Here is a 14119-nt window from a genome sequence, read left to right as displayed (position 1 = left end):
AGCCTTGAAATCAATGAATCTTTAGGCCGCAAACAAGGTATGGCCATTCAGTATGCCAATATGGGCTGTCTATATAAACAACAGGACGACCTTATTCAAGCAAAAGCGCATTGGGAAAAGGCCTTGGCATTATTCGAGCAAGTGGGCGCACGACCTCAAATAGCGCAAGTGTCTATCTGGCTTGCAGAACTAGAGAATACAAAGGAGTAAGAACTATGATGGAATGGTTTACCTCACTTGATACAGGAGAGCAAATTGGTGCATTGACGCTGTTGGTGACAATTATTGGAGTGCTTGTTGCTGTATTCAAAAAATCAGGCCGCAGTGAGCCGCAAAAATCCGTTAACCAGAGCATATCGGGTAACAATATTAAAAACGCCGTGCAAATAGGCGGGGACAATAAAGGTGAGCTGCCGAAAAAGTAGCAGCCACCATTTTATGTTAAATCAAGTTTTTTTCACTTTATCCAGCCTAATGGCTCTACCAATTGAGCTGTACCACATAAAACCTCTTGGCCATTAGCATCTAACCGTGTTTGTTGGCCGTCAATCATATGAACCGTGTTGTTGTCGCCCCAATTTGACCCGTTGTGAATGAGTTGGGTGTACGCAAAGTTGATAAACACCTGATTGTTTCGCACCACAAAGTATGGAAGCGCTTTGACGCCTTTGCTGCTATTGCTCGGCGCGATATGGCTAATCGGGGTGTGGGTGATACTGGATGAGGGGTCGAGAGGTATGCTGGTGATGGCATAATCAATCGCTTTATTATGCGCCGTTGTTGACGTGCCCACTGAATTCGTCAGCGAATACAGCAAGTCGCGCCCAGAGTGAGGTTCACAGCTGTCAGTCACAAATACTGAGCGAGGCTGTATAAAACTCGTTGCTCTTTGATTGTTTGCGTGTATGGTCATCGCAGCTTGGGTGTGGTAGTACACCAAGTAAATGCATTGGCTGGATGCCATGCTGGCACTGAGGTAAGTGGTGTTATTGATACTATCGAGCGCCGGGCTCCATGTTTGCCAAGTTGCGCCATTGTCGTTCGTCAAGATACCAGACAGTATATTGGTTGCTGGACGAGATAAATGTAGAGTGGTTGCTGTATTGTCTTGTAAGGAGTGGGGCACCCAGTGGCCATACCAGCCATTTTTTAAGTCCGGGCACTGTAAAATTTTGGCGGGAGGGCCAAACACATCTATATGAGGGATGATTCCAGATACACTTGGGCCCATAGAGGCTTGCGCCACAATAGCTGTTGGGGTGTCTTGATTGATGATAGTAAAGCCACTTGGCACGTCATTCACAGAGGCAAAAATTTGTGTGAAAGGGCATGTTTGTAATCCCCGGTATTGGCCTGTTTTCACCTGTAAATCGACGTGCGTCAGTGCGATATCCGTTAAGGCTTTTGCGCGATAGCGTAAGTCTCGACATACGCCACCTTGTCCACTTATATAAATGGCATCGTGTAGTCGCTCATCTGGGCGACCACTACTGCCAGATGAAATGGCGCCCGTATTGGACGCGATGTCGGTAAACGCTTGCTGTTTGGAGGTTAATTTAAAATATGCGTTGTGCCATGCAACGGTCGTACTCCCATTCCACACATATGCCGAGCCCATGGGGTTAAAGCTCGGATGATACGCCCCTCGATTTAATCTGTTAACGGTGTTGCAAACTATGAAAAAACAATCAGCGCCTAAGGCATTTGAGTCTATCTTCGCGGTATACAGCCCCTTGTAAGGCCGTGCATTATGGTCGCTGAAGTTCGTCGATGCAAAAAAGCGTGCGCCTGAAGCTGTATCTTGAGATTCATTGCCAAACCCTTGGACACCAACTCGCGTTCTGTTGGCATTTTGTTGTGATAGGGCGGTGGCCTCTGTTGAATCGATAAATAGCCAATCTCCATTGTCATAACCTGCAAAGCTACGCCCACGCACACACCATTGATAAAACTTCCCCGTCGAATCATCAAAATAGAGGTTATTTTTGGGGTTGCTGGCGATTGCTACGCGCTGCGTTTCATTGGCTTGTATCCAGTTAACCCCTTTTCCGGTACTTGTCTCATCTCCTTCAAACCACGCAAAATAGGTAGCTGGGCGGACAGTATCTTTGCTCGTTGTAACACCATTGATATCACTAGATTGGCTTTGGATAATGCCATGTTTATAGACAAACGGGTCAGTGTCGTTAATTTCTCTTAAAAACAACTCAAAACCAAACATATCAGAGCGCTCAGTGACAACTTTATTGGTATCGGTCTCGCTGGCAAACGCAACGTCTGGCGATGAATGAGTGACGCTTAACCCTGTTGCGCTATCGTACGTGCGTAAACCTTTTTCAGCGGGCGGTAATTTGACCGCATTAAACGCCTCGTCGGTATTGCATAGCTGAGATAAATGAACGATGACGCCAGCCATATGCAGAACGGGTTCATCAGTCACTGAGGCACCGGCATTTGAATAACTCGCCCCGAGCCGTAAAACATTTGGCTCCGTTGTACGCTCCCACAGTCCTTCGTTGACGGTATTTGCAGATTCTAAGTGCTTTCCAAAATGCACAAACCCACTTGCCACATATTGGTTCAAGTTTTGTTGTCGACGTGCTTCAAACTCGACCTTTCGCATAGCCCAAGGGTAGGGATTAACGGCGTCAATTTCACTTTGCAATTGTTTGAGTGTTTTAACTGTTTGTGTATTTCCATCTAAATCACTGAACTGCACTGAGCCCGTTTTTGTTTGCCAATCAATCATGGTTTTGTAATTGTCGTTGACCATTTTTGAGGCGTTATTCAGTGCAGAGACTGCGGTATTAAAATCCCCGGATGTGGGCAAAACCACACAAGGCACTTGGCTTTGGGTTGCGTTTGGCCAAGGCTTGATGAGTTCGATGAATGTACCATGGGTTGTGACGTAGGCTTTGGATATTTCAACAGGCGCAAATGCACCCAACACTAATGCATCGCTTGCTCGTATGTTCGCAACGCTCTGATTGTCATTGATTTTAATGATATTACTGCCGTTTGTTACATTGGCGTTTGTAGAGTTAAACCAGGTCATTTTTTATTATCCTCGTAAGTAGATGACTGCGATTTTTTTGATTTGGGTTGATGATGTGAATGTCACGCTATGGCGTGCTTGGGCGATGGTAAAAGGGCGTTCAAAATCTTGGTCTGCTTGGCGCATGGCTTTGCCAGCTATATCGCTTGAGCACAGGTAATCACCGGCTTCGATGTCGCCACCTTGGCCACATACGTTGAGTAGGCCTTCACCAAGTGCATTGAATTCGATGGTGTCGTGACTGTGTTTATACTCATTGAACTTAAGCGATCCGTTAAAACCATTGAGCCCCGCAGGCAAATGCTCATTCGTTAACGCCCTTCGAGTGACAAAAACACCTCGCACATTGCGTTGTGCTGACTTGGTAGAAGGAACCATTTCAAAGATGGCATTTGAGATATCGGACATATTGACGAGCACATCATCACACACGATATCGCCAGGTGTTAATTGAATACTCTTAGAGAGCAGGCCTTCGTGAACACCCGTAAATGGTTTAAAGCCGTTAGCCGCGTACACTTTTAGTGGCGTCCAGAGTGCCGTTGCCCCACTGTTGTTGGCTCTAACCTCAATGACGTTATGATTACCACCATTGCCAATAGCGCGAATAGCGTGCTTTGCGCCGCTGACTTCTAACCCATTACCGCTGTTACTGCCAAGTACTAAAGCTGTTGAAAGTGTTGAGTTGCCTAAGTTTGCAATGATTGCGGCTCGACCACTGCGACTTGCGCTAACGTTGATAACATCGGCACTTGTATTACTAGCGCTGACTAAAAGGCGACCGCTAAATGTGCCTGTAGCTGCCGCTAATTCATGCGCAATTACAGTGCCATCGACTAGTTGATCGCCATGAATATGCAGCGCAAAGTCATGCCATGCAGTGCCGGTCCAATGTTTGGTATGTTGAATGGATGGATCGCTTTGCTTGTAGAGCGTCACAACATCATGCACAACGGCGCGTCCGCCGCAGGCTGCATGGGCCAGTGCGTCTGACCAATTACCTGTGCTGGTTGAAGACACAAACCGCCCAGCACCGCGAGCACCATTTTGACCATTGGTGCCAGAGTCTCCCTTATCACCTTTGTCGCCTTTTTCGCCAGGACTGCCGTCTGTGCCATCTGCACCTTTAAACTTGACCCAGGTATACTCAGCAGGATTTGTTGATTCTGTCGATGTCAGTTTATTTACCGCAATGCCCATGTATTGGGTATTGCTGGTTGGCACTTGATACATGTTCGCGCCATTGGCGCTGTCGCTGTATGCCACCCAAGTGTAAAACGTTTGGCCATCCTCGCCCTTATCACCGGGGATGCCGTCCGTGCCATCATCGCCCTTGATTTTCGACCAGTGATAATGAGCGGGGTTTGTTGATTCTGCCGCCGTTGTTTTGTTGTGTGCGATCCCAATGTATTGAGTCGAATCTCTTGGGGTTTGATATAGGTTCGAGCCATTGGCGTTATCACTGTAGGCGACCCATGTATAGAAAGTTTGCCCGTCTTCTCCCTTATCGCCGGGGATACCTTGATTGCCTTTATCGCCCTTTATTTTTGACCATGCATAGTCGTTTGGGTTATTTGATTCGAGATGCGACAGCTTATTATAAGCGACGCCTATGTATGCTTTGCCACCCGGGCTATCGCTTAAGCCATTACCTTGTGCGTCATCTGCATATTTGATCCAAGTGTAATAGGTTCGACCGGGCGGGCCGGGCAGTCCATTTTGCCCATCGTTTCCATCAAGGCCGCGAATATCGCTTTCGGACTCAACCACAAAATCACCCAGCTCCAATCGCCCACGAAACACATGCACCGGGTTTGCTGGGTCGCGGTTATCAATAAACGATGTGGGGATGAAGGTATCGCCAATTTGCACACCTTGGCGGATAACATCACCGACTAAATCGAGATTTCCGATTTGCCCGTCGTTCAAGCCAACCACGCCAGTGGCACGGCCTTGGTTGTTGATCAAAAACCCGCCGCGAGCGATAAGCCTACCGTCCTGTGTTTCAAATGCTTGGCGAATATCTGAAATACTGGCTGTGTCACCATTGGCGCTTTCAATTTGCAGCTTGCGGATAAACTCAGCGAGTGGACCATCCACCCAGCTATGGCCAGCCGCAACACACAGGGTGGCATCGGTCTCACTCGTGAGATTGCCTTGGGGGTCGATGCAGTAGCCGACCGCAGCGCGTGTATAGGAAATCGCGCTGGCTAAAGTGGACGTGTCGTCTTGTTCGATTTTTGCAACCAAGTCTTGGCGTTGCGTGGCCATCGCTGAATCAAGGTTGGAAATAAGCCGAGTGGTGTCAGCAAAAGCTGTCTCAGTATTAGCTGCGAACGCCGTGAATGTTTGGTCTCGCACGAGATTCGCTTGGTCTATATCTGCAAGGGCTTCGGTTACATCACTAAACGCCGCTTGTGTTGATTGCGTGAAAGCCGCGAAGCGTTCATCTCGTGTAACACTGGCTTGGCGTTCGTTGGCAAAAGCCTTGGCAACAGACGTGATAATGGCGCGGTTTTGTTGATGAATGGCTCCGAGCTCAAGTGTGTAACTGGCCACACTTTCAAGTTCATTAGTAGTGGCTTTTAGCTGGTCTTGGGCCAGGGCGAGTTTGATGTCTAATTGCTGCAGCTCGTTGTTTTGAAGTAGGGCGTTATAAGCGGTAATGACTTCATCGAGACTCTTTGCATCAGCGCCCAGCTGCAAGCCTTGAACTTGCACGCTATTACGGTTTATCTCACCTTCAATCGCATCGAGTGTATTAGATAGTTAGAAAACTGCTCATCTACGCCATCTTCTTGGGCATTAAATACGGTAATTTGGTCTTTGATATAACCAGCAGCACCGGCAATAAAGCGCTCTGCGGCGTTGGCTTTCTCTAACGTGCCATTGTCGTAAAATGACTGCAGGGCAGCTGTGACTCCGTAAGCCGCATCAAAGGTGCTAATCGCTTGGTTCACTTGGCTGGATGTTTGATAGCCTCGGCTATCGACCATCAGCGTTGCCAAGTTCATTGAGCGCTCGACGACGGGACCATCGACCCATGTGTGACCTGCCAATTCACACGCAGCTGCATCTTCAATATCAACTCGATTGCCATCGCTATCAACACAATAACCTGTAATTGCACGGGTAAAGTCCTTGGCTTCAGCAATGGACTTTTCGCCTTCTTTTAAGATTTCAGCGCGCAGTGTCTCCAAGCGTTCAACGCTTGCTTGGCGCGCATTGGCAAAGGCTTGACCGAGCATGTCGATACTCGCAGCACTTTGGTTATGTAGTGCAATGAGCTGTGTCGATTGCGAAGAAAGAGCGCTAATTTTATCCGATACAGCGGATAACTTATCCTCTGCATGGGCGAGGGTGATAGACTGCTCTGCTAACGCGTTGTCACGTAATAGTTGGCTGTACGCTTCTAATACGTGGTTTAAATCTTTGTCGGCCAAGTCGAGCTGAATGCCTTGAATTTGCGTGACCGATTGCTGAATTTCTCCCGCCAGCGCATCGATGTTTTGCTCTGCGGTAGCGAGTTTATGGTTTACGCCGTCCTCTTCATTGAGATAGCCAATGACTTGGTTTCGAATGGCTGCGTTTGCACCATCAATCCAGGTCTGGGCGGCATTGGCTTTTACTATCACCTCATTGTCGCTGAGCTCTTGGAGGACCGCACTGATGCTGTACTGGGTATTAAATGAATCTATGAGTGTTTGTACATTGCTTTGTGTTTGATAGCCTAAATTGGATATCCACGCGGTGGTTGCATATTGGCCCATACGGCCCGTGCCAGCATCGAGTTCTTGTTCAATGGTGGTGGTGCGGCTTGTAATGTCTTTGAGTGCTAAATCATTGGCCCCGCGTTTGCCGATTTCGATAAAATCAAGGTCGCAATGGCCCAGCGAAAACTGCAGCCACGTGATAATCCCACTAAAACCTGCTGTGCCGGTTGCATCAATTTGGATGACTTCCCAATCATTTGTTGTGGGCGCGGGCAAGGGGAGTGTGCCGCCTTGGAAATGAATTAGCCCTAACCATGTTTTACCAGCATGCTTTCTAACACGTAAACGAAACATGGGGTTGTCGACGGCATCCAGAGATATCGCAGGGCTGGATAGCGTGCTTTTACACACCAAATACCCCAGTGCATGATGACTCTCAAAGCCAGCAAAACCCTCTGCGCCGCTGTTAAACTGCCAGCTATATGCTGGGGTGAGTGCAGCAATTGCCCCCGCAATATGGGCATCGACTTCACTATGAGTAGTACGCTGTGTAATTTGGCCTGCCTGCAGCTCGATTTGCGCTGTGGCATCAACGAGCTTTTCTTCAGTCTGCTTTATGCGACGGGACTCAAAATTGATGCGGGCGTGGGCGCCATCCACCAAAGAAACCGCTTCACTGAATTGCGTGTCTGTATAAGAAAACGCCCGATTCACGATAGTGCCAGACTCCGCATCAACAAACACGGCCGCATCAATTAAACGCTCATTATTGAGCGTGCGCCGCTCGTACTCATGACGAAAGTTGGTGTAGCCAGCCGTCACATCAAACACGCTTTTTTGCATGTCAGTCACAGCCAAGGCGGTTTCGTCGAGTTTGATTTTATTCAGTGCAATTTGTGCAGGGATGCCATCAACGACGGAGGTGTCTAGGACTTTGGTGACATCTTCCAAGCCCTGTATTTGTTCGATATTTTTGGCAACAAGCGAAGGGAGGTTGTTGTCTGTTTCAGGGCGCAATCTATCAACTTGGGTGTTCAAGTCATTGATGAGGTCTTGGGCTTCCTGGCTTAACTTCGCCAGTGGCATGTCATTAATAAACTCGGTTAAATCTACATTCGTTGTTGAGGCGCTTATCTGCACCCAATCACTGTTGCCAAGGTGGTTTACGGCGCGACATTGAAAGTGATACTCGGTCATCGGCTGCAAGCCAATGCGATTGTAGATTTGTGCAAAAGCGGTGTCACTGTGCTGCGGCGCATCATTGGAGCCTAAGAACTGCCATTCGAACTGAGTGCCTATACCAATAGCCGGCAGTGAAGCTGTGAGCGTGATTTGGTTATAATCTGCGACAAAAGAGAGTCTCGGGTTTGTTGGTGCTGAAACAGTAAATTGAATGGCCACAGACTTTGAGCGCTGGCCGAATATGTTCCTGGCAAACACTTTGGCTGTATAGGTGCCAAGCGCTAACTTTGGAATAACAACTTGCGTATAGGTGACAGACTCATAGTACACACGCGTGTCATTATCACTGTAAAATTCCACATCGAATTCATGTACCGCCAACGGTGTTGGGTGGGTCCATTTAACAAGGCCATTACCATCCCCATCCACCTCAACCCGCGCTTGCTCAATGGGAGAAGGTTTACCCACCACATAATCACTGTTTGGCGTGATATCAGACGCGCCGGGCACAAGGTCATCTGCCCATAAAAGCGGGCTGTCTTCTACGCACGTCAGTGTAATACCGCCATCAAGCCTGAAACGCCATGCAACCACGCGATAGACTTTTTTATTGATGCGCTCTTTGGGCAAATCTACATATACCGTACGACCTACAGCGGCGCGCAAAGCTTTGTGTTTGAGGGGAAGCTCGATGGTGCCCAATCGGGTTTGCTCAAGGTGAATGGTCGCCAAACGCTGTGCGGTTGTCGCACTGCGAACAAAGGGCAATGAAATAGTGGCTTCTAACGGCTGATTGTCTTTTTCAATATACCCCTCAGCACGCACAGGCGGCGCATCGGTGCGCTCATAATGTTGATTGGGGTCGGTAAAGGTGGTGCGCACAATATTGGCTCTATCGCGCAAGTCTGCATGCCATTTGATTTTGACATTGCCCATCACATCTGATTGGTTAATCGTATACGTGGGATTGCCATACCAGGCACCAACGCGCACAAACCATTGGCCCATTTGACGAAAAATCTTACCTGCAAAACAGCGCTCTAACTGATTTAAAATCTCGATAGGCTTGCTGGTAAACCGAAAGGTGCCGTTACAGGTGTAGCGCGGCTCATATCTATCAATACCATCGCTGTCTTGATACACGGCGTTTTCATCACACACATTGGCTGCAGCTATCCACCAATTAAGCGGAATGCGATGGTAGGGCACTTCGTGCGCGCCATAAAAACGAATATAGTGCAGGGCGCACAGCACGGCGTTTTGTGACCACGCCCAAGTTGTTGCATCATCCGGGTTTTGACTGCTATCTCGTGGGTCCCAAACGCGTGTGCCACGAATTAAAAACTCGCAATCTGATATCCCATCGGGGAAGACCTCGCGATTGTTTTCAAGCTCAATAAACACATGGGCTTGCCCAAAGCCGATATGCTTATTGGTCCAACCCGCCATCTTAGACACGGCTTTACTATTGGCGGACGTATGATTGCCATCAGACAGTGAATAGTCCCAGCTGTCAGCGGGGTAGTCCGATAACGGCTTGTTGGCAATATATACCTCTTCTAACGCATCGATGGGCGCACCATTGATTAACACAATCAACTGCACCCAATGCTTTTCGTCGCGCTCAATGGTTGCTTGGTGCGCAATCACACCGCCAACGCGGTCACGCCCAAAAGTAATGCGCCTCGGCTGGTCAATGCCTTTTTGTAAGCCCTTAGCCAGGGTTGCATAGTCTTCTTCAGGCACATCCGGGGATAGGCTATCCCACAAAGCACCCACGGTTTCATCCCAGATTTTTTCGCCGAGCGCTAAAAAGGGGTCGGCAATATCCTTCACCACATCGACGACTTTACCCATGGCGCACCTCATCCGTAGACTGAGGCAATACCTGAGAAAAGCAAAAACTGACCGCGCTCATTTCTAGCACACTTAAGCCAATGTTTGTGACACAATAGACAAAACCCAAGCCCACAATCCCACCAATTAATTCGCCGTCCCATTCAACCAAGGCAATATCACCGCGCTGCGCATAGTTAATTTCAATGGGCTTTAAATGGTGTTTAAACACACTTTGAATGTCATCAAACCCCAATCGAGTTAAACGCCGCTTTGCGCCAATGGCAGTGCTGTAATGCCCTCGAAAGTCTGCCGCGACATCGACGCCATTTCGGACCAAGAGCCAATCCGCCACGAACAAGCAGCAATCAAACTTGCCCCAGGCAAAGGGGGTGTGTTCACAGGAATCTAGGTACTTTTGAAGTTTAAGGCAGTGCATGGCCATCCCTCCCACCCACTGGAGCGCCTGGTTGTGTATCCGGCAAAATTGTCCCTGTGGCCTCGGCATGCTCATTAAAAAACATATCTTCAGGATATAGCGCTGATTGAGTAGCATGGTTCCAACGCTGATGTAAACGCGATTGTTTCCAGCGCTCAGACTCGCCAGCCACTGACAAACTAACTTTACTGACTTGGCCACGCTCGACATCGCACGCCACGATATAGCCACTTTCCAATAGCTGGGATTGATTCACACGGTAATGTTTATCAACGGTGGCCAAATAGATTTCAACACCCACACCAATGGGGTCGTTTTGTGCCACTTCCGCCAACACCGTTTCGCTTTGGGTGTGCAAAGACAAGCGAATACGCGCCGCATCGTTTTTATCATTGGCGGGGATTTCACCAATGCGCCCAAGCATGCCAAGGCCAAACCAGGTGCGGCCCAAGAACCGCCGCTCACCAACCCCGGTATGCAATAACAAATCACCACTTTTAAACGCCAAGCGCACAAAGTAGCGGGGGCGACAATGGGCAAGCTCGGCCACCAAAGCTGAATTTAACGCTTCCATTAAAACGCCTCCCGACCTTTGATTTTCCAAGACGTCACAAAGCCATTTTTAATCTGGGCTTCTGCCAATCCTTGCTTGTTATCCAATAAACGAAACACGCCAGCAGGGCGCTTAAAATAGACAGGGGTATTGCTCGCTGGGATTTGACGCATGGGCGATTCAAACTCAAGCGAACACGCGCCATGACTATCAACCACAACATCCGAAGTAAGAATCTTAAGCTCTGCATTTTCGCCCGTACCAATCTGAATGCGGTTGCCTGATTTGGCATATACAGAATTGACAGGCAAACCAGACACGTTCAACACATTGCCGTCTTGATATGACTCACTCACGCGGGAAAAACTATCTAGCTCGTCCTGTAAAAACCGATAGTCAAAGCATAAAAACTTGCCAACGGAACCACGACACTTGGCCAAGAACGCATCCAGCGCCAAGGCATCGGTCTCTAACACATTGGCAAGCTCTATCTCAAATTCCCAATACGCGCCTTCAAGGTCATACACCTCAGACGCATTATTGGCTTTACTTACATGTAAGTGACTATTGGGAACCAGCCGAAAAACACAGCTTTTTGGGGGCTTAGGTAGGGGAAGGTGCTCCATATTTTTTATCGCTCTTTGCTTTACTGTGTGAGCGAGTTTAAAAAATTAGGAGCGGGAATTTAGGTGGAAAATGTTTTACAAAACGTGTCTGATTGGAGAATACTAAATAGTCCCACGCACTTTAACAAAACTAGAAAGTAAACCTATTGAATATTCAAAGTCTATTGTTAGCTTTGAAGCTTTTTCTTCATCCCAACCATCTTCAACCAGAAACTTTTCCAAAATATCTGTATCAAATTCACTGCTTGATTTAAAAGCAAGGTTGATAAAATGGAACCACCTTTTTTTATCCAGAGGGTGCGCATGGCCCGTTGATTTATTAGCTGAACTTGAAAATACCCTTAGTGCTTGAGATGCTTCTTCTGAAAGTTCATCTTCCAACGTAAATTCTTCATTGGTAATACTTACTTGAAAATTAACCTTATCTTTTGCTGAAGATATAACTTTTTCCAAAAAGCTTTCCAAAATAGAATTGTATTTAGAGACACTCAAGCAGATCTCCTTGGTTGGAACAATGTTAGAAACCTCTAAGCCACCTTCTTCGTTGTTTGCTAACCAAAGACTCGCAATATGTTCATTGTTAATTATGTGATCAAAACAGTAAGGCTTTGAAGAAAAACCAACAAAGCTTAAAGCTTCGTCTTCTCTACCCTTATTCCGAGCCCAGCTTTTAGTGGCGGCACTAGCTAAGCACTCTGAAAATTGCTCAATATCTCTTTCAGCAATTGTAATTATTAACTCTCTATATCGTTTCATATTATTTCCTTTGAAATTCTTTACAAGTATCAGGTTAGGTCAAAAATGATCTATGATTTGACCCATAACATTTTATTGCACAAAACTGATTAACTGTATATTTAACCAGTATCATTATCTTATTATTCAATATCAACACAATTTTGACAATGTCTATTTGGAAAGTAATGGTCTTGCTTCGTCTATCAAATGTATAGTGGCTGGCTGCGTGCGGTGTACACTTTTTAATGGCGGTGTTAGATTAGAGAATTTACTTACACTTTTAGAACCAAACAATTCAACCGTGTTGCAGCTCATAACTCCAAAGCGATTAGACGCTGAAATTGCATTAACGTAAGAGGTGACCTTGTTGGTATTTTCATTGAGGATTGTGTTTACCTTGTATTGAATGATAGAGGCTTTCCGCTTCTAGAGCTTAATTACTGCAAATCAGATAAAAAACTCTAGGGACAGTAGCTTACTAATCATATTAACGATAAATTTATTATGATTAGTAGTTAAAACGCATCCAATGTGCACCATATCAAAACAAATAATACACCGTGTTTACACTCAGCAAATTTCATGCAACGATTGTGTCGTTAATTATCTATTATTTTGTCAAAGATTAAATTGGCGAAGAGATTCATTGATTAGGAGAGTTAATTGAAATCTTCAAAAGTAAATGCAGGTGATTGGATCAAAGTCGGCGAGACAGGTATTGATGCCTACGTATTTCATGTTCATAGTGAAGATGAAATCTCGGCTGGCTACTATCAAAACAAAGAAAAAGCTATTAGGGAGGACTTTGTCTGGGATGGTCAAAGGTGGCAATTTAAAACAATGATGCCATGTGGTTTATATCTGAGAGGTCATGACGCTATGATAGTTAAAAATGGTCCTTACTTTAACAAACCCTTTAAATAGTAAGACGGGATTAAAATCATAACTTTGTGTCACCATAGTATAAAAATTCTATAGCATTAATTTTAAGGAGAACACAATGGCATCATTGGAAGAAGCATTTAGCACTGAGTATCAGGAAATCATTGATCCTGAGTTAGCGTATGACCTCTACTGGGCAGGCATCATAACTGATAAGTCAGCTTTTGAGTGCCCAGGTGATAAGTGCGATGCAAAGGTTACATGCATAAACCTTGACCAGGAAAAACAGGATATGCATCAATCTCCGCACTTCAGAGGATATAATCATTCTGACAGTTGTGATGCAACATTTGGCCAAGATCGCATCCCTGGTGAAGAATCACCTCAAACACCTGCTCAATCAAAATTTGTAAAAAGTGACGTAATATCAGACATATTTCACTTAAAGCGTCCAAAAAATCAATTCGCAAAGAAAGATCCAAAAGATATAGACCCAACGAAGGTGAAGAAAAAAAGTCGTCGAAGAGGAAGGAATGTAACAGGGGATGAACTCTATGGTGGCTCTAAATATTACTCTGTCCGCTCTCTAGTCTCGAAGTTTATACGATATAAAAAAAATGATTCATTAACTGAATACAAGGTTAACATTACTGGCAAAGATATTAGCTACAAGTCACTATTCAAAGGGGTTTATCAACAGCCTTTGAAGGCATTGCCTGATGACAACTTAATTTATTGGGGAGTTGCTTTTATTGATTACTTGGACAAGCAAAAATGCTACAAGATTAGTTTTGTTCAAACGTTAGAACATAATGGAGACAATTTACGACCTTCGTTATTTATATCTGAAACTATGATCGCTGACTACCCAGTAAAAAACCTTGTTGTTAAAAGGTTAGATAAATTGTCAAAAGAAAAAGATAAAAGAGCGTTTATTTTCATCTATTCAAAACCCTACTTAGCTGGAGGTAAATATATAAACTTTCAACTAGATAGTTTGGACTATCTAGAAATACGCTACTTGGACCTTTTTGAAGAGCTAGTAAAAAAGGCATAGCAGCCAGATTTTTCCCTGTGATTGCAAAAGTCTCATTT

Annotated in this window: 11 protein-coding genes; 4 read left to right on the top strand and 7 right to left on the bottom strand. The window is 46.0% G+C overall.

Annotation, left to right across the window (positions count from 1 at the left end):
• Positions 1-210, top strand: a 210-nt coding sequence (locus N483_RS27315) for a hypothetical protein (protein WP_196764414.1), incomplete at its 5' end; no start/stop codon positions are given.
• Positions 211-215: 5 nt separating this feature from the next.
• Positions 216-425, top strand: a complete 210-nt coding sequence (locus N483_RS18695; RefSeq protein ID WP_023397602.1) for a hypothetical protein — start codon at positions 216-218, stop codon at positions 423-425.
• Positions 426-457: 32 nt separating this feature from the next.
• On the opposite strand, the gene N483_RS18690 is transcribed toward N483_RS18695, so the two are convergent.
• The 7 genes from N483_RS18690 to N483_RS18660 form a co-directional block, all read right to left on the bottom strand.
• Positions 458-3055, bottom strand: coding sequence for a hypothetical protein (locus N483_RS18690; RefSeq protein ID WP_023397601.1), 2598 nt, complete (start codon positions 3053-3055; stop codon positions 458-460).
• A 6-nt stretch (positions 3056-3061) separates the two neighbouring features.
• On the bottom strand, positions 3062-5776 hold the full coding sequence (locus N483_RS18685) for a collagen-like protein (RefSeq protein WP_023397600.1): 2715 nt from the start codon (positions 5774-5776) through the stop codon (positions 3062-3064).
• Positions 5777-5787: 11 nt separating this feature from the next.
• The gene (locus tag N483_RS18680) at positions 5788-9807 is read right to left on the bottom strand and encodes a phage tail protein (protein ID WP_023397599.1); all 4020 of its coding nucleotides are present in this window, start codon (positions 9805-9807) and stop codon (positions 5788-5790) included.
• A complete protein-coding gene (locus tag N483_RS18675) occupies positions 9800-10225 on the bottom strand; it encodes a DUF6950 family protein (protein ID WP_023397598.1) in 426 nt (141 codons plus the stop codon). Before N483_RS18675 ends, N483_RS18680 begins: the two co-directional genes overlap by 8 nt.
• Positions 10212-10799 (bottom strand): hypothetical protein, encoded by a 588-nt coding sequence (locus N483_RS18670; protein WP_023397597.1) that lies wholly within the window; start codon positions 10797-10799, stop codon positions 10212-10214. The genes N483_RS18675 and N483_RS18670 overlap by 14 nt, the downstream gene beginning before the upstream one ends.
• Positions 10799-11404, bottom strand: a complete 606-nt coding sequence (locus N483_RS18665) for a hypothetical protein (protein ID WP_023397596.1) — start codon at positions 11402-11404, stop codon at positions 10799-10801. The genes N483_RS18670 and N483_RS18665 overlap by 1 nt, the downstream gene beginning before the upstream one ends.
• A gap of 102 nt (positions 11405-11506) precedes the next feature.
• Positions 11507-12160: a hypothetical protein gene (locus N483_RS18660; RefSeq protein ID WP_023397595.1), complete on the bottom strand. Its 654-nt coding sequence runs from the start codon at positions 12158-12160 to the stop codon at positions 11507-11509.
• A 645-nt stretch (positions 12161-12805) separates the two neighbouring features.
• Here N483_RS18660 and N483_RS18655 point away from each other — a divergent pair.
• Both N483_RS18655 and N483_RS18650 read left to right on the top strand, forming a co-directional pair.
• Positions 12806-13066 carry a hypothetical protein gene (locus tag N483_RS18655; RefSeq protein ID WP_023397594.1) on the top strand — a complete coding sequence of 87 codons (261 nt, stop codon included), beginning with the start codon at positions 12806-12808 and terminating at the stop codon, positions 13064-13066.
• Positions 13067-13142: 76 nt separating this feature from the next.
• A complete protein-coding gene (locus N483_RS18650) occupies positions 13143-14081 on the top strand; it encodes a hypothetical protein (protein WP_023397593.1) in 939 nt (312 codons plus the stop codon).
• Positions 14082-14119 lie beyond the last annotated feature (38 nt).

Origin of the sequence: Pseudoalteromonas luteoviolacea NCIMB 1944 (assembly GCF_001625565.1) — a bacterium.
In the GTDB taxonomy this organism is placed as follows: Bacteria; Pseudomonadota; Gammaproteobacteria; order Enterobacterales; family Alteromonadaceae; genus Pseudoalteromonas; species Pseudoalteromonas luteoviolacea_F.
Note: the sequence above shows the minus strand (reverse complement) of the source record. Positions and strands in the feature narration are given on the sequence as shown.